Here is an 18,044-nt window from a genome sequence, read left to right on the forward strand (position 1 = left end):
TACCCGGTACCCGGTACCCGGTACCTCCTACGACGTCTTCTTCACCACCTGCATCGCGGTGGCGATCATGCCGCTGATGTCGCTCGTGGTGGCGGGGATGATCATCGTGTTGGTCTTCTGGGCGAGGTTGCCGAACTGCGTGATGTACTGCTCGGCCACGCGCAGCTGCACGGCCTCGGCCCCGCCGGGGGCCTGCATCGCCGCGGCGACCTCGCGGATGCCTTCGGCGGTCGCGCGCGCCACGGCCATGATCGCGGACGCCTCGCCCTCGGCCTCGTTGATCTGCTGCTGGCGCCGTGCTTCCGACGCCTTGATCACTTCCTGCTTGGCGCCTTCCGCGGTGTTGACCGCCGCGTCGCGCTGGCCTTCCGAGGTCAGGATGACCGCGCGCTTCTCGCGCTCGGCCCGCATCTGCTTCTCCATCGCGGCCAGCACGTCGGAGGGTGGCGTGATGTTCTTGATCTCGTAGCGCAGCACCTTCACGCCCCAGGGGTCGGTGGCCTTGTCCACCTCGCTCACCACCTGGGTGTTGATGTTGGTGCGCTCCTCGAACGTCTTGTCGAGGTCGATCTTGCCGACCTCGCTGCGCAGCGTGGTCTGCGCCAGCTGCGAGATGGCGAAGTGGTAGTCCTGGATGCCGTACGAGGCGCGCTCGGGGTTCATCACCTTCAGGTAGAGCACGCCATCGACGCCCACCTGGACGTTGTCGCGCGTGATGCAGACCTGGGCCGGGATGTCGATCGCGTTCTCCTTCAGCGAGTGCTTGTAGCGCACCACGTCGATGAAGGGCACCAGGATGTGGAACCCGGCGTCGAGCGTGCCGGCATACCGTCCGAGCCGCTCCACCACGTAGGCGCTCTGCTGCGGCACCACGATCGCCGTCTTGGCGACGATGATCAGGACCAGAACCGCGAAGATGACGAGGACAATCAGGCCTTCCATGGGTCAGAGCGCTCCTTCGCGGCGGATCGAGATGGTGAGACCGTCCACCGAGGTCACCAGGCACCGCTGGCCGGGCGTGATCGGGTCGGTCCCGAGGTTGCGCGCCGTCCAGACCGTGCCGCGCAGCTGCGCGCGCCCGAGTCCTCCGGCGGGGATGCCGTCCATGGCGACCGCGACCTCGCCGCGAAGGGAGTCGATGTCGCCCGAACCGGGAGTCCTTGCTTCCATCAAACGCAGCAGGGGGGTGCGGAAGAACACCAGGGCCGCCACCGAGAACACCGAGAAGAGCAGCCACTGCACCCAGGCCGGGCCGCCGACGCCCATCGTGACCAGGCCGCCGACCAGCAGGGCGCCGATGCCGAAGAACAGCAGGAAGAAGCCGCCAGGCGTCGCGAGCTCGAGTCCCGTGAGCAGCAGGCCGAGTACCACCCAGTACCACCAGATCATCGGGACACTCCGTCAGGGTTGGACCCCGGCATTATATGGGCGTTCTTCCGAGGGACAGGGCGCAATCACCCTTCCGTCACCGCCCCGGCCCCCGCCGGCCCGTGGCCGGGGGCATCCGTCGGACCCCGCCGGCCCCTCCTAGGCGGGCGGCCGCGCCTTATGACACAATCGCGCGCGGTCTATGGCGGACAGCCGCGCGCTGCGCATCCACACACTGAGGGACGAGACTGCAAGGTCCATGGGGCGAAGGGGTGCCCCGCGTCCCGCCGCCGACTCTCGAGACACAATCCAATGCCTGTCGTCCGTCGCCTCATCACGAGCGCACTGACCCTCGCGGTCGGCCTGCTGGCCGCCGCCCCGGTCCTCGCCCAGGAGCATCGCCCCGGTGGCGAAGCCAACCTGGTGCTTCCCGACCTGAACTCGGCCACCTTCCTCGGCGTCGGTGGCCACACCCTGCTCCTGATCGGACTGGTCGTCAGTGGGCTCGGGCTGCTGTTCGGCCTGTCCATCTACCAGCAGCTGAAGCGGATGCCCGTGCACCGCTCGATGCTGGAGGTCTCCGAGCTGATCTACGAGACCTGCCAGGCGTACCTGCAGCAGCAGGGGCGCTTCCTGATGATCCTCTGGCTGTTCATCGGCGCCATCGTCCTGCTGTACTTCGGCCGGCTCGCCCACACGATCGACCCGATCACCGGCGCCGACGTGTACGGCTTCCCGCCGCTCAAGGTCGCCGTCATCCTGCTGTTCTCCCTGGTGGGCATGGCCGGCAGCTACGGCGTGGCGTGGTTCGGCATCCGGGTGAACACGTTCGCCAACTCGCGCACCGCCTTCGCGGCGCTCGAGGGCAAGCCGTTCCCCTGCTACGCGATCCCGCTGAAGGCCGGCATGAGCATCGGCATGGCGCTCATCTCGGTCGAGCTGCTGTTGATGCTGATCATCCTGCTGTTCGTGCCGGCCGACTACGCGGGCCCCTGCTTCATCGGCTTCGCCATCGGCGAGTCGCTCGGCGCCGCGGCGCTGCGCATCGCCGGCGGCATCTTCACCAAGATCGCCGACATCGGCAGCGACCTGATGAAGATCGTCTTCAAGATCAAGGAAGACGACGCGCGCAACCCCGGCGTGATTGCCGACTGCGTGGGCGACAACGCGGGCGACTCGGTCGGCCCGAGCGCCGACGGCTTCGAGACCTACGGCGTGACCGGCGTGGCGCTGATCACGTTCATCATGCTCGCCGTGCGCGAGCCGCTCGTGCAGGTCCAGCTGCTCGTCTGGATCTTCATGATGCGCATCGTCATGGTGGTGGCCAGCGGGCTGTCGTACTTCATCAACGAGGGCATGGCGAAGGCGCGCTACGGCAACGCCAAGTCGATGAACTTCGAGCACCCGCTCACCAGCCTCGTGATGATCACGTCGGGCGTGTCGGTGGTGCTCACCTACGTCGCCTCGTACCTGCTCATCCCGACGATCGGCGGCGACGCCTCGCTGTGGTGGAAGCTGGCCAGCATCATCACCTGCGGCACGCTGGCGGGCGCCATCATCCCCGAGTTCGTCAAGATCTTCACGTCGGTCGACTCGGCGCACGTCCGTGAGGTGGTCAGCAGCTCGGAAGAGGGCGGCGCCAGCCTGAACATCCTGTCTGGCCTGGTCGCCGGCAATTTCTCGGCCTACTGGCTCGGCCTGACCATCGTGGTGCTGATGGGCGCCGGCTACTACGTCAGCCTGATGGGCCTCGAGGGCCTGATGGTGGCGCCCGCCGTGTTCGCCTTCGGCCTGATCGCCTTCGGCTTCCTCGGCATGGGCCCCGTGACCATCGCCGTCGACTCGTACGGCCCGGTCACCGACAACGCGCAGTCGGTGTTCGAGCTCTCGACGATCGAGTCGATCCCGGGCATCGCCGCCGAGGTCAAGAAGGACTTCGGGTTCACGCCGAACTTCGAGGAGGCCAAGCAGTTCCTCGAGGAGAACGACGGCGCCGGCAACACCTTCAAGGCGACCGCCAAGCCGGTGCTCATCGGCACGGCCGTGGTCGGCGCCGCGACGATGATCTTCTCGATCGTCATGGTGCTCACCGAGGGGCTGCGACCGGAACTGGTGGCGCGCCTGTCGATCCTGCACCCGCCCTTCCTGCTCGGCCTGATCACCGGCGGCGCGATCATCTACTGGTTCACCGGCGCGTCGATGCAGGCCGTGACGACCGGCGCCTACCGCGCGGTGGAGTTCATCAAGGCCAACATCAAGCTCGACTCCGGCGCCGAGAAGGCCTCGGTCGAGGACAGCCGCAAGGTCGTGGCCATCTGCACGCAGTACGCGCAGAAGGGGATGTTCAACATCTTCCTCGGCGTGTTCTTCGGCACCCTCGCTTTCGCGTTCTACGAGCCGTTCTTCTTCATCGGCTACCTCGTCTCCATCGCGCTCTTCGGGCTCTACCAGGCCATCTTCATGGCCAACGCCGGCGGCGCCTGGGACAACGCGAAGAAGATCGTCGAGACCGAGCTCAAGGCCAAGGGCACGCCCCTGCACGACGCCACCGTGGTCGGCGACACCGTCGGCGACCCGTTCAAGGACACCTCCTCGGTGGCCATGAACCCGGTGATCAAGTTCACGACGCTCTTCGGCCTCCTGGCCGTCGAACTCGCCGTCAGCATGAAGGGCGCCGACTACGCCCACACCGGGCTGACGGTCGCCATGACCATCGGCTTCCTGCTCGTGTCGATGTTCTTCGTCCACCGCTCCTTCTACGGGATGCGCATCTCGAAGAAGGCGTAGGACAGGCCACGGGCCGCGGGCGACAGGCTACCTGACTGGTGTCGGGTAGCCTGCAGCCTGTAGCCTGTAGGCCTTATGGAATCGGTCCGCTCCCAGTTCCCCGCCCTCCAGCGCGTGCACGCCGGCCAGCCGGTGGCCTATTTCGATGGGCCCGGCGGCACGCAGGTGCCGCAGTCGGTCGTCGACGCGATGGCCGACTACCTGCTGCACCACAACGCCAACACCCACTGGGTGTACCCGACCAGCCTGGAGACCGACGCGGCGCTGCTCGACGCGCGCGAGGTGTACGCGGCCTTCTTCAACGCGCCCGGGCCCGAGTGGGTGAGCTTCGGGCAGAACATGACGACGATCACGTTCCATGTCGCGCGCGCGCTCGCCCGGCAGTGGGGCGCGGGCGACGAGATCATCGTCACCGAGCTCGACCATCACGGGAACGTCGACCCGTGGCGTCATGCGGCCGAGGATGCGGGCGTCACGGTGCGGACCGTGCCGCTGGCCGCCGATGGCGTGTCGTTCGACATGGCTGCGCTCGAGGCCCTCCTCTCGCCGCGCACGAAGCTGCTGGCCGTCGGCGCGGCCTCCAACGCGATCGGCACGATCTCGGACGTGGCCGCGGCAGGACGACTGGCGAAGGCCGTCGGCGCGCTGGTCTATGTCGATGCCGTGCACTACGCGCCGCACACCCTGGTCGATGTGCAGGCGCTCGGCTGCGACTTCCTGGCGTGCTCCTCGTACAAGTTCTACGGCCCGCACCAGGGCATCCTGTGTGCGCGTCCCGAGCTGATCGCGTCGCTGCGCCTGCCCAAGCTGCGCCCGGCCCCGGCCGCGCCGCCCGATTCGCTCGAGACCGGCACGCAGAGTCATGAGGGCATCGTCGGCGCCGCGGCCGCCGTCCGATTCCTGGCGTCGGTGGCCGGCCCCGTCGGGACGGGGCCGGGGGCGCTGCGCGCGGGTCTCGTGGCGAGCCACGCGCTCCTGCACGAGGATGCCTCCGCGCTTACGCGGCAGTTGTGGGACGGCCTCGGCGCCATTGCCGGGGTGACGCGGTACGGGCGTCCGCCCGGGACGGCGCGCACGCCGACGGTCTCGTTCACGCTGGCGGGACACACGAGCCACGACGTCGCGCTGCGGCTCGTCGATGCCGGCCTGTTCGTGTCGTCGGGTGATTTCTACGCGCAGACGCTCGTCGAGCGACTGGGGCACGGCGAGGATGGCCTGGTGCGCATCGGCTGTGCGTGCTACACGACGGCGTCCGAGATCGACCGCCTGCTGGGCGCCGTCGCCGCAATTTGAAGTTTGACATTGGAAATTCTCGCGGGGCGCGGCTTTGCCGCCGCCCCTCGTGGCATCCCGAGGCGAGGGGCCAAAGGCCCTCGCCCTCAAATTTCAAGTTTTGAATTTCGAATTGCCAGCGCCGCTCAATGTACGCGCGCGCCGTCCCCCGGCGTGACGGCCGTGGCGGCCGGTTCCACTGGCGGCAACTGGGCGGCATGGCGTTCGAGCACCGTCTTCAGGTCGTCGAAGCGGAGCGGCTTGGGCAGGTAGTCGTCCATGCCCGCATCCAGGCAGCGCTGGCGGTCGCCTTCCATCGCGTTGGCGGTCAACGCGACGATCACCGTGCGGCCGATGCCCTGCTCCTCGCGCTGCCGGATCAGGCCGGTGGCCTGGTAGCCGTCGCACTCGGGCATCTGGCAGTCCATCAGCACGATGTCGTAGGGCAACCGGCCGAGGGCCTCGACGGCCTCGAGGCCGTTGCCGACGGCGTCGACGCGATGCCCGAGCTTGTCGAGCATCCTGACGGCCACCCGCTGGTTCACCGGGTTGTCTTCGGCGAGCAGCACGCGCATCCGTCGCGCCGGCGATGCCGGAGCGGCGGCCACCGGCGGCGTGACCACGGCCATCGGCGCCGTATCGAGCGCGAGCGCCTGCGTGAGGGCCTGCATCAGGTACCGCTTCTTCACGGGCTTGGTGACCAGCCCGCCGAACCCGCGCGCGGTCGCCTCGTCGAGCCCGCCCGGCTGCACGATCGACGACGACAGCAGGAGGGGGAGGCGTGCGGTGGTCGGTCGCCCGCGCATCAGCCCGCCGAGCGTGAAGCCGTCGATGCCCGGCATCTGCTGATCGAGGATCGCGAAGTCGAACGGACGCCCGGCCACATCAGCCTCGTCGAGGGCCGCCATCGCCTGCGCCGGCGTCGTCGCCAGGGTGACGTCGACGCCCCAGCCCATGAGCAGGCTGCGGAAGACGTGCAGGCTGATGTCGTGGTCGTCGACGCAGAGGGCGCGGCGGCCGCGCAGCTGCGCGCTGACCACGGTGTCGCTCGCGAAGGCGAGGCGCTCGACGCGCACCGTGAACCAGAAGGTGCTGCCCTGGCCGGGGACGCTGCGGACGCCGACCTCGCCGCCCATCGCCTCGGCCAGCTGCCGGCTGATGGCCAGGCCGAGGCCGGTGCCGCCGTACTTGCGCGTGGTGGAGGCATCGGCCTGCGTGAACGGCTGGAAGAGCCGCTGCTGCACGTGCGTGGGAATGCCCACGCCCGTGTCGCTGACCTCGAACCGGACCGTCGCGTACGAGCCGAGCATGGCGTCGACCGACACGCGCGCGCTGACCGAGCCGAGCGCCGTGAACTTGACGGCGTTGCTCAGCAGGTTCAGCAGCACCTGCCGGATGCGCCCCGGGTCGCCCTTGACCATCTGCGGCACGTCGGGGGCGGCGAACCCGCCGAACTCCAGGCCCTTCTTGCGTGCCGGCTCGGCCACCAGATCGAGCGCGTCCTCGAGGATGGCGCGCACGTCGAACTCCACCGTCTCGAGCGCCAGCTTGCCGGCCTCGATCTTCGAGAAGTCCAGGATGTCGTTGATGATCGTGAGCAGGTGCTCGGCCGAGCCGCGCACCGCGTCGGCGAACTCGCGCTGTTCCGTGCTCAGCGAGGTGTCGAGCAGCAGGCCGGTCATGCCGATGATGCCGTTCATCGGGGTGCGGATCTCGTGGCTCATCGTCGCGAGGAAGCCGCTCTTGGCCGCCGTGGCCGCCAGCGCCGTGTCGCGGGCCTGGGCCAGTTCGACGGCCTGCTTCTCCAACTCGGCGAGGTACCGTGCGCGGTCGGCTTCCGCGACGGTCTCGACCGTGTTGTCCTGCACGAAGGACCAGACCATCGGCTCGCCCTGCGCGCTGCGCATCAGCGTGCCGGTGAGGAGCACCGGGACCTCGCTGCCGTCGCGACGCCTGAGGCGGGTGCGGTAGGGGCCATAGGCGCCCCGCGACTGCAGTTCCTGCGTCTGCTGCTCGATGAGCGCGCCGTCGATGAGCAGGTCCGTGGGCACGACCTCGGAGAGCTGCGCGGCGTCGTACCCGAGCAACTGCAGCAGGGCCGGGTTCGCATGCTCGATCTGGCGCGCGCCGCGCGACAGCATCAGGCCGAGCGGGGAGGTCAGGAAGAGCCCGCGGAACTGCACCTCGGACGACATCAGCTGGTCGCGGACCATCGCCAGGGCCTTGAACGAGGCCTGGAGCGAGGCGTTGCTGGTGGTGAGCGCCTCGGCGTGTTCGCGGCTCACCGCGTAGACGCGCGTGGCCACGCCCGCGACCCCGGCCAGCAGCAGGCCCAGCGCGAGCACCAGGCGGGGCAGGCCACTGAGCTGATCGGCCAGCAGCGGCGCCGTCGGCGTCACCTGGACCTGCAGCCGCTGCCCACCGGGCATGTCCACCGGGGCGGCCTCGGTGAACGTGGGTCCGAAACGTCCGCGTGGCGCCGGCACCTGGTGCAGATGGAGCGCCTGGTCGGCGCTGGTGGCCACGCGCACGGCATACGGCGACGCCCCCGTCACGCGGGGCACCAGCGCCTCGAGGCTGTACGACGCGGCGAGGAGTCGATCGGGCGTGCCCGCTGTTGCCGCGAGCGGCACCACCACCCCGTATCCGCGGTGTGGGCCGTCGAGGCCGGGCGAGGGAGTCCAGGCCACGCGGGCACGCTCGGCCGCGGCCCGCGCCATGGCGGCGCGGCGGGCGGTGGCGCCGGCTCTCGCTGCGCCGTTGAGGTGGTCGGCGAGCGCGGCGGGCACGATCCACAGCGATTCGCCCTGGGCGTCGGCCACCGCGAGCGAGGTGAGCATGCCCCCGTGTCCGCTGATCGCTGCGGTGGCGTCGGCTTCCCACTCGCCGCGCGTGGCCACCGCGCCGGTCTCGTACCGGACCCGCATCCGCTCGAGATCGGCCTCCAGGGCCGCCACTTGTTCGACAAGGGCCTCGCCCAGGCGCCGGGCCTCGGCCGTGGCTTGCCGCCGGACCCCGGCCTGCTCCTGCGAACTGAGGGCCTGGGCGAAGATCACGGCGCAGGCCCCGACGAAGATCGTGACGGCAGCCGGCAGCCATCGCTGCCACGTGGTCTCGCGTCGTAGCGTGCGATCTGCGAGCACGCCGCTGGCCACCAGCAGGCAGCACATGGCCAGGTGCGGCGGCATCAGCAGGTAGCGCAGCCAGCTGTCCATGGCGCCGGGCGAGGCCCACGTGACGAGGCTGGTCGTGGCCAGCAGGGCCAGGAAGAGACTGTTCCACACCTGTACCAGGGCGTGGCGTACCGTCAGTCGGCCCAGGCGGTCCGGCAGCGGCAGCCCGATGAGCGCCGTGACGACGACGCTCAGGATGGCCTGGCGAGGGGGCAGCAGGGGGGACAGTCCGGCGAGGCGCTGCGCGAGCGCGGGCGAGAGGTCCATCGCCGCCTGCAGCGCGACGAGGAGTCCGCTCCCTGCCAGCGCCAGCAGGGCCAGGTGGCGCGCGAGCCAGCGATGCCCACGCCACGCGGCCAGGATGCTGGCCACCGACGCCGCCATCAGCGCGGCGGCGAATCCATGCACCCGGATGGCGAACGGCCCGGGGGGCACGCCCGCCATGGTGGCGAGGAAGCGCGCCAGGCCAAGCGCACAGAGGACGAGGGCTGTCGAGAGCAGCACACGGCTGCTCGTGCGACGAGCCGATGGGGAGGGAGCATCTGGCATCGGTCACGTCGGCCACCGCGTAGGTGGCCTCCGACAACCATCGGCACGATGCGACCGACCTTTAACCAACGATAGTGATTGAACCTCCGGCAGGCGACTTCGGGTAGGCCGCAGGCAGCCCCTTCAGGCGACGGGCGACGGGCGACGGGCAACAGGCAGCCTGTCGTCCGTCGCCTGCAGCCGACTCCCTACTGCTGCTGCTTCAGCCCGCGCACCTTCATCGGCAGGCCGAACAGGTCGATGAAGCCGCGGGCAGCGGTCACGTCGTAGTCGGCCATCGCGAAGCTGGCGAGGCTGGTGTCGTACAGCGACTGCGGCGACGTCGCGCTGACGGCGGTGGCGCGGCCCTTGTACAGCTTCACCTTCACCTGCCCGGTGACCATCTGGTTGGCGTGATCGACGAAGGCCTGCAGTGCCTCGCGCAGCGGGTGGAACCACTGGCCGTAGTACACGAGCTCGCCGTACTTCAGGGCGATGCGCTGCTTCTCGTGGTACAGCTCGCGCTCGAGGCAGATCTGCTCGAGGGCCTTGTGGGCCTCGTACAGGATCGTGCCACCCGGCGTCTCGTACACGCCGCGGCTCTTCATGCCGACGAGGCGGTTCTCGACCAGCGTCACCTGGCCGACGCCGTGACGCCCGCCGATCTCGTTGAGCAGCGCGATGAGGGCGTGGCCCTTGCCGTGGAACTTCTTCTTGTTGACGGCCACCGGCACGCCGGCCTCGAAGTCGATCGTCACGTACTCGGCACGGTTGGGCGCCTTGGACGGCGGCACCGAGATCGTGTACACGCGCTCGTTCGGCTCGGCCGCCGGATCCTCGATCTCGGCGCCCTCGTGGCTGATGTGCCAGAGGTTGCGGTCCTGCGAGTAGATCTTCTTCTTGGTCTGGAGGATGGGGATCCCGTGCTTGCGGGCGTAGTCGATCGCCGTCTCGCGGTCGGTGAGGCCGTCCTCGAGGAACTGGGGATCCTTCCACGGCGACACGATCTTCAGCGCCGGGTTCAGCGCCTGGTACGTGAGCTCGAAGCGGACCTGGTCGTTGCCCTTGCCCGTGGCGCCGTGCGCCACGGCGTCGGCCCCGACCTTCTGCGCGTAGAGGACCTGGTGCTTCGCGATCAGCGGGCGCGCGATGCTCGTGCCGAGCAGGTAGTCCTGCTCGTACGTCGCGTGGGCGCGGAGCATCGGGAAGCAGTACTCCTCGGCGAACTCCTTGCGCAGGTCCTTGACCAGCACCGCGTCGGCGCCGCTCTTCTTCGCCTTGTCCTCGATGGCCTTCAACTCGTCGCCCTGCCCGAGTTCGGCCGCGAAGGCATACAGCTTCACCCCGGGATAGCGCGACTTCAGCCAGGGCAGGATGACGGACGTGTCGAGCCCGCCGGAGTAGGCGAGCACGATCTTCTTGGGCGACGACGGAGCACTCATGACCGTCGATTATAGGGGCTGGGGGCTGGGGGCTAGGGGCTAGGGGCTAGGGGCTAGGGGCTGGGGGCTCGGGGCTCGGCGCGAAGGCTCGGGGCTGGGGGCTCGGACTGGACACATGGGGCGCCGCGTCACACATCGCCATGGCCTCGTCGAGCGCCGTTCCCTTGCACCGCGTACTTCGACCTTTGAATTCCGAATTCTGAACTCTGAATTCTGAATTGCTGCGCTACCACTCGTACGCCGCGCCGACGGCCGGGATGATCGGCAACTGCTTTTCCGACAGACGTCCGACAAGGTACGTCCGGGGATTCACGCCGGCGCTGACCTGGCGGTAGTTGGCGGCGTTGGTGGCGTTGAGTGCCTCGGCGAACAGCAGCAGCCGCCCGCGCGGCAGCGTGATGCGATAGCGCACGCGCACGTCGAGCCGACCGTAGTCCGGGAGCCGCAGCGCGTTCCGCTCCGCCGACAGGTAGATCCGGCCGTCGCTCCGCTCCTCGTACCAGCCCTCGTAAGGCCAGTTGGTCGCCAGCCGCAGCGTCGTGCTGGCGTCCCAGCTCGCGCCGATCTGCGTGGTGGCCGAGATCGTCACGAGGTGGCGCTGCTCGAAGGCGCCGGGGAACGATGGGTCGAGCGCGCTCTCGTACGTCAGGCGTCCGTAGCCGTAGCCGATCCACCCCGACCAGCGCACGCCCGACGCCGTCGTCGCGGGTTGTCGGCGCAGCACGATCTCGGCGCCGCGGGCGCGCCCGGTGAGCGCGTTGACCCACGGCGCTCGCGGATTGCCGCCGGCCAGCGTGCCGGCCGGCGTCAGCCGGAACTGCCGGTCGGGCGTGTCGAGGCCATCCTCCTCCTGACGGTTGTAGAGGTTCAGGGCGACGGTCCACGGGCCGCGGCGCCAGCCGAGTCCGCCGTCGACAAGCGTGGCCCGCTCGAACGCCAGGTCGACCGTGCCGGCGGGGCCGAACCGCTGCAGCACGTCGGGCGACTGGCCGTGCCGCGAGACGGCGGCCGTCACGCCGAGGCTGGAAGAGAGCGCCACCTGCGCCTGTGCCCAGCCGCCCACGAAGGTCTCGAGGTCCGGCACGTGATCGGCGCGCACGCCGCCGGCGATCGTCATCGCGCGGTGTGGCGACCATCGGGCATGCACGTGGCCCCCGGCCAGCGTCTGCTCGCCGGCATGGGCGATATCGGACTCCGGCAGCCGCGTCGTCGGGTGATAGACCACCGACGATCCTCGGCTGGCGAAGCGCTGGACCTGCGCCGCGCCATCGAGCGACAGCGACGCGCGCGGCGCCCATTCGACGATCGATCGCGAGAGCCACTCGTGCTCGCTGCCGCTGTCGAGCGGCAGGCCATCCGGATTGACGTTGCGGTAGGTGCTCGAGATGCCGGCGACTCGCTGCCGCACGACCCACTGCGAGCCCACCTGCGCCTGCCAGGCGAGCGTCCCCATGGTGGTCTGGTTCTTGCCGACATCGAGCGCGTTGGCGCCGGTGCGGCGCCCCTGCTCGTCGTACGCCGACGTGCCGGCGAGGAACCCGGCGCTCAGGCTCTGGCGCGTCGAGAGGCGCGCATCGAGCTTGGCCTGCGCATCGGCGAACTCGAACGTGCCACTGACGTCGGGATCGATGCGCCGCACGATCCACGAGGCATAGCTCTTCCTCGCGCCCGCCACGAACGTCACGCGATCCGATCCGATCGGCCCCTCGACGACGCCGGTGGCGGCGATGGCGCTCACCATGCCTCGGCCATGCCAGTCGGGGCGACCGGCGCGCGTCCGGATGGCCAGTTCGGCGCCCACGGTGTTGCCGAAGCGCTGCGGGCCGGCGCCTGGCGTCAGGCTGGCGGCGTCGAGCAGGTCGGCGTTGAGCAGGGCGACAGAACCGGTGTTGTCCACACCGCGCACGGTGTGCACCAGCAGCCGGCTCTTCACCTCGTCGAGGACGAGGCCGACCTGGCGGAACGGGCTGCTGCGCACCGACAGCTCGGCGCGCAGTTCGTCGCTGCTGGCCACCCCCGGGAGTTGCTGCAGCGTGCGGATCGGATCATCGAAGGTCACGCTCCGCAGCATCGCCAGTTCGTCGCGCGTGATGGCCACCTGTCCGGGAACAGCGGCCTCCGCCTCGCCGGCCGCCGGGCCCACGACGGTCACGCTCTCGGCCGCGCGCCGTTGCGGCACGAGACGGACGTCGACCTGCGCCGGCAGCGGGGCCGCCACTCGCGCCTCGGCATAGCCGTCGCGCGTGACCACGAGACCCGCCGCACAGACAGGGACCGTCGCGAACCCCGACAAATCCGTAATCGCCGGTGCGGCCTGCCCGCATTGCACGATGGCGTCGGCCAGCGGCGCCCCTGACGTCCCATCGACAACGCGGACATGCACCTGGCCGGCCGGATCGCGGACATCCTGGGGCGCGGCGGGGCCCGTCAGGGGCCAGGCGGGTGCGGCCGTGACGAGCAGTGCGGCCACGAAGAAACACCACGTCGTGCCGACATTTGTCGCGCCGGGGCGCGTCATTGCCAGAGCCTGAAGCCGCGCTGACAGATTTTGGACAACTCCATTGGCTTCATCCACTTAGCGGCCGCTTTCCCTACCCTTGCGCTGCGCTGGAAACCCGTCAGAATGCATGAGGCGCCAACCAGCGCCTGCCACCATGACACGCGTCCTGATCGTCGACGACGAACCCGAGAGCCGGTCGCGCCTGCGCGCGCTGCTGCAGGCGCACGGGCACGCGGTCGCCGAGGCCAGCAATGGCCTCGACGCGCTGGCGATCGCGCGTCGGGAACCCGTCGATCTCGTCGTCTCCGACATCCTGATGCCGCAGATGGACGGCTTCGCGCTCTGCCGCGCGTCGCGGTCCGAACCCGCCCTCGCGCGTGCGCCCTTCGTGTTCTACACGGGCTCGTACGCCAGTGCCAAGGACATTGCGGAAGCGCGCCGGCTGGGCGCCACCCGGTTCCTGGTCAAGTCGATGGCGGCCGAGGAGATCATCCGCGCCATCACCGAGGCGCTCGGCGACGACCCGGCTGCCGCCGCGCCCCCGGTCGCAGAGGTCGACGCCAGCGAGACCGAGTCGTGGCGGCTCTACAACGAGTCGCTCATCAAGAAGCTGGAGCACCGCAATCTCGAGCTCTCGGCCGAGGTGCGGACGCTCCGGTCGCTCATCGTGGCGCTCGAGCAGTTGCCGGCGCTCGTGAGCCTCACCGACACGCGCGGCCGGATCGAGTACGTGAACGCGCGCTTCGAGGCGGTCACGGGGTTCACGCGCGACCAGGCGCGCGGGCAGACGCACGCGCTGCTGCGCACCAACCACACCGACGCCGGGCTCGGCTTCGAGATCCGGGCGTCGCTGCTCGCCGGCCAGGAGTGGCGCGGCGAGTTCGAGCAGCGACGGCGCGACGGCACGGTGTTCTGGGAACGCGCCGTGATCGCGCCGGTGCGCGACGACCACGGCGCCGTCACCCACTTCCTCCGGCTGTCGGAGGACATCACCGACCAGAAGCGCGCGCACCTGGCGCGTGAGGCGCTCGAGGTGCAGCGTCGCCAGGCCGAGCGGATCGACTCGGTCGGCCGGCTCGCGGGCGGCGTGGCGCACGACTTCAACAACCTGTTGACGATCGTCATCGGCCACGCGCACCTGGTGCTGCAGCAGCTCGGCCCCACCGACCCGCTGCGCGCCGACCTCGGCGCCGTGCTCGATGCGGCGTCGCGCGGCGCCACCATCACGCGGCAACTGCTCACGTATGCGCGGCGCGACGTGGTGCACCCGCTCGTCCTCGACGCGGCCCACGCCATCGCGTCGCTGGCCCGGTCGCTGCAGCGCCTCGCGGGCGATGAGATCCGCCTCGGCTTCTCGCTCGGCCCCGACATCTGGCCGGTCGAGATCGATCCGTCGCAGTTCGACCAGATGATCGTCAACCTGGTCGCCAACGCGCGCGACGCGATCGGTGGCAGCGGCGCGATCGACATCTCGCTGGCCAACCTGTCGCTGTCGGCGGCCGCGGCGGCCGGGTATTCGCTGGCGGCGGGTAACTACGTGGCCCTTCGCATCAGCGACAGCGGCCACGGCATCGACCCTGCCGCGCTGCCACGCATCTTCGAGCCGTTCTTCACCACCAAGCCGCCCGGCGAGGGCACCGGGCTCGGCCTGAGCAGCGTGATGGGCACGGTGGAGCAGGCGGGCGGGCGCGTGCAGGTCGAGCGCACCGGCACGTCGGGGACCACCTTCCTCGTGTTGCTGCCGCGTGCCGCGTCGCGCCCGGTGGGCGTGCCCAGCGGCACGACGGTCGCCACGCTCGAGGGGACGGAGCGGATCCTCCTCGTGGAAGACGAGCCGGCCGTGCTCGACCTGATGCGGCGCACGCTCGAGTCCTACGGCTACACCGTGCTCCACGCCAGCACGCCCGATCGCGCCATCAAGTCGCTGCAGGATCACGGCGCGCGTGTCGACCTGCTCCTCACCGACGTGGTCATGCCGGTGATGAACGGGCGCGAACTGGCCGCGCAGCTCCGGCGGCTCGACCCGGGATTGCGTGTCCTCTACATGTCCGGCTACAGCAGCGACGTCGTCGCCGAGCGCGGCCTGCTGCCGGCCGACGTGTCGCTGATCACCAAGCCGTTCAGCCCGACGGCGCTCGCGGCGCGCGTGCGGGAGATCCTCGACGCGCCGGCGCCAGGTGCGCCCGCGCCGATCGCGACATAGTCGTCCGGCGCCCGGCCGACGCCATCGTTGGATACGTGCGGCGTGCGTGGCGCTCTGCCATGATCGCGTCACGACACGTCATGGGTGCCTATCGCTTTCTCAGCGCCGCCCTGTTCGGGCTCTTCCTGTTCGCGGGTCTCTACCACCTGGTGCTGTGGGCCCGGACGCGCCAGCGCATGCTGCTCGCGCTCGGCGTGCAGGCGCTCCTCTCGGCGGCGTTCACGCTCTCGCTGCTGTGGCTGGTGACCGCGCACTCGGTCGGCGCGGCGCAGGTGGCCCTCAACCTGCGCACGGGGTTCGGCGCGTTGCTGCTCGCCTCGACGATGTGGCTGTTGTCGGTCGCGTCGGGCCTGCGGGCACGGTGGCTGGTGACGCCGCTCGTGCTCGTCTTCGCCGCTGTCGCGCTGGCGGCGTTCGCCATGGTGCCGCTGACCGGGCAGGTGACGAACCTGCACGTCGCCGTGACGCCGTGGGGTGAGCCGCTGACCTCGCCGCTGTACGGCGCCAGCCCGCTGCGGGCGACTGGCTACAGCGCCGGCCAGCTGGTGAACCTGTTCGCCCTCGTCTGCGCCTGGTCCATGCGGCGGTCGGATCCGTTCGGCGCCACCCTGATCGGCACCGCCGGCGTCACGTCCACCGTCGTGCTGGTCGACGTCGCGGTCGCCGAGTCGGTCAATGCCGGCGCGCTGGATCCGGGCCTGTCGTTGCCGTGGCTCTACGTCGCCCTGACGGCGGTCCTCGTGTCGCGCGATCACGCCACGACGATGTCGCGGCTGATGCATGCCGAGGACGACTACCGCGCGATCTTCGATCAGACCTTCCAGATGACGGCCGTGCTGTCCCGCGCCGGCGAGGTCCTCGACGTCAATGCCGCCGCGGCCTCGTCGTCCTCGTCCACGCCCGGCTCGCTGCATGGCGTGCCCCTGTGGAACACGCCGTGGTGGAGCCACAGTGCCATCGAGCAGGAGCGCGTCCGCGCCGCGGTCGGCGCCGCGGCGTCGGGCACGTCCACGCGCCTCGAGACCACCTACCTGGACCGGCGGGGGCTGCGCTGGGCCGAGGTGTTCCTGCGCCCGTTGCGTGACCGACACGGCCGGATCCACCGCGTGCTCGCCGAGGGGCGCGACACGACCGACTCGCACCAGGCCCGCGCCGAGCTGGACCGCGAGCAGCGGCAGCTGCACGGGATCGTGCAGGGCGCGCTCGACGCCATCATCACCATCGACGATCGGCATCGGGTCGTGCGCTTCAACCCGGCGGCCGAGCGGATGTTCGGCCACGACGTCGACAGCGTGCTCGGCCAGCGCATCGAGATGCTGATGCCCGAGCGCTTCCGCAACGGCCACGAGGGCCGCGTGCAGGCCTTCCTCGAGACCGGCGCGGTGTCGCTGCCGTTGTCCGGGTACGCGCGGCTGCTCGGCCAGCGCGCCACCGGCGAGGAGTTCCCGTTGGAGGCCACCGTGTCGGTGGTCCACCTCGACGACGGGTCGTTCTATACCGTGTTGTGTCGTGACATCAGCGACAGGGAGCGTGCCGAGGCGGCGCGGCGGCAACTCGAGGCGCAGCTGCAGCAGTCGCAGAAGCTCGAGGCCGTCGGCCAGCTGGCCGGCGGCATCGCGCACGACTTCAACAACCTGCTCACCGTCATCAACGGCTTCTCGGACCTGCTCCTCACGGCGCCCGACATGCAGAACCGTCAGGGCGAGATCGGCCAGATCCGCGCGGCCGGCGAGCGCGCGGCCTCGTTGACCCGGCAGCTCCTCACGTTCAGCCGTCATGCCGTCGTCGAGCAGCACGTGATGTCGCTGAACGACATGGTGATGCGTTCGGAGAACCTGCTCCGACGCCTGCTCAGGGAGGACGTCGACCTCTCGGTGGAACTCGCGACCGAACTGCCGTGCATCAAGGCAGACCCGGGACAGCTCGAGCGCGTCCTGATGAACCTCGTCGTCAACGCGCGTGACGCGATGCCTGACGGCGGCATCCTCACGATCACCACGGCCGTGCACGACGCGGCGCGCGACGAGGTCGACGGCGTGCGCCTGCCCGAGGCTCCCGCCGGCTGGGTCGTCCTCACCGTGAGCGACTCCGGACTGGGCATGCCCCCCGAGGTCCAGGCCCGGCTGTTCGAGCCGTTCTTCACGACCAAGGCCCCCGGGCGAGGTACGGGCCTGGGGCTGGCGGTGGTCGACGGTGTGGTCAAGAAGGCCGGCGGCGTCATCACGGTCGCCTCGGCCCAGGGCAAGGGCACCACCTTCTCGCTGTTCTTCCCGATCACGCTCAAGGCGGCCACCGAGGATGCGGCAGAGGTCGTGACCGCCGTGGGTGTCGGCGGGGGGGAGACGCTCCTGGTGGTGGAGGACGAGCCGGCCGTGCGCACCCTCGCGGTTGCGGCGCTCACCCGGCAGGGATACCGCGTCCTGCAGGCGGCGTCGCCGCCGGAGGCGCTCGCGGTGGCGCGCACCCACGCGGCCCCGATCGACCTGCTGCTGTCGGACGTGGTGATGCCGGGCGGTAGCGCGACGTCGATCATCGACGGCCTGGCCGACACCTACCCCTCGCTCAAGGTGCTCTTCATGTCGGGCTACCCCGCAGACGAAGCAGTGCGGCGAGGCGTGGTGGCCGGCGAGGCCAACTTCCTCCAGAAGCCTTTCACGCCGACGTCGCTCACGACCAGGGTCCGGCAGCTGCTCGACACGGGGCAGGACACCGGCAGGGCGGTCGGGTAATCTCCCGACTCGACCATACGGGGCTCGGCTGATACCCTCGGG

Annotated in this window: 9 protein-coding genes; 4 read left to right on the plus strand and 5 right to left on the minus strand. The window is 70.1% G+C overall.

Going from position 1 to position 18,044, the window contains the following annotated elements; genetic code table 11:
- Window positions 1-27: 27 nt before the first annotated feature.
- Window positions 28-942 carry an SPFH domain-containing protein gene (locus tag ACIRDX_RS12835; RefSeq protein ID WP_396625827.1) on the minus strand — a complete coding sequence of 305 codons (915 nt, stop codon included), beginning with the start codon at window positions 940-942 and terminating at the stop codon, window positions 28-30.
- A gap of 3 nt (window positions 943-945) precedes the next feature.
- Complete coding sequence (locus ACIRDX_RS12840) at window positions 946-1,389, minus strand: NfeD family protein (protein ID WP_396625828.1); 444 nt, start codon at window positions 1,387-1,389, stop codon at window positions 946-948.
- Between the two features lie 291 nt (window positions 1,390-1,680).
- Between ACIRDX_RS12840 and ACIRDX_RS12845 the strand changes: the two genes are divergently transcribed.
- Both ACIRDX_RS12845 and ACIRDX_RS12850 read left to right on the plus strand, forming a co-directional pair.
- Complete coding sequence (locus tag ACIRDX_RS12845) at window positions 1,681-4,155, plus strand: sodium-translocating pyrophosphatase (protein WP_396625829.1); 2,475 nt, start codon at window positions 1,681-1,683, stop codon at window positions 4,153-4,155.
- A 75-nt stretch (window positions 4,156-4,230) separates the two neighbouring features.
- Window positions 4,231-5,448 (plus strand): cysteine desulfurase-like protein, encoded by a 1,218-nt coding sequence (locus tag ACIRDX_RS12850; protein WP_396625830.1) that lies wholly within the window; start codon window positions 4,231-4,233, stop codon window positions 5,446-5,448.
- Window positions 5,449-5,573: 125 nt separating this feature from the next.
- Here ACIRDX_RS12850 and ACIRDX_RS12855 read toward each other — a convergent pair whose 3' ends face one another.
- The 3 genes from ACIRDX_RS12855 to ACIRDX_RS12865 all read right to left on the minus strand — a co-directional run bounded on the left by ACIRDX_RS12855 (window position 5,574) and on the right by ACIRDX_RS12865 (window position 13,088).
- The gene (locus ACIRDX_RS12855; protein ID WP_396625831.1) at window positions 5,574-9,104 is read right to left on the minus strand and encodes a response regulator; all 3,531 of its coding nucleotides are present in this window, start codon (window positions 9,102-9,104) and stop codon (window positions 5,574-5,576) included.
- A gap of 233 nt (window positions 9,105-9,337) precedes the next feature.
- Entirely contained in the window at window positions 9,338-10,570 is a 1,233-nt protein-coding gene (locus ACIRDX_RS12860) for an argininosuccinate synthase (protein ID WP_396625832.1), read from the minus strand.
- 226 nt (window positions 10,571-10,796) lie between these two features.
- The gene (locus ACIRDX_RS12865; protein ID WP_396625833.1) at window positions 10,797-13,088 is read right to left on the minus strand and encodes a hypothetical protein; all 2,292 of its coding nucleotides are present in this window, start codon (window positions 13,086-13,088) and stop codon (window positions 10,797-10,799) included.
- A 136-nt stretch (window positions 13,089-13,224) separates the two neighbouring features.
- Here ACIRDX_RS12865 and ACIRDX_RS12870 point away from each other — a divergent pair, with 136 nt between their 5' ends.
- Window positions 13,225-15,273, plus strand: coding sequence for a response regulator (locus ACIRDX_RS12870; RefSeq protein ID WP_396625834.1), 2,049 nt, complete (start codon window positions 13,225-13,227; stop codon window positions 15,271-15,273).
- Between the two features lie 80 nt (window positions 15,274-15,353).
- Window positions 15,354-18,002: a PAS domain S-box protein gene (locus tag ACIRDX_RS12875; protein WP_396625835.1), complete on the plus strand. Its 2,649-nt coding sequence runs from the start codon at window positions 15,354-15,356 to the stop codon at window positions 18,000-18,002.
- The last annotated feature ends 42 nt before the right edge of the window (window positions 18,003-18,044 follow it).

The sequence above is a fragment of the Luteitalea sp. genome, assembly GCF_044337415.1.
Taxonomy (GTDB): domain Bacteria; phylum Acidobacteriota; class Vicinamibacteria; order Vicinamibacterales; family Vicinamibacteraceae; genus Luteitalea.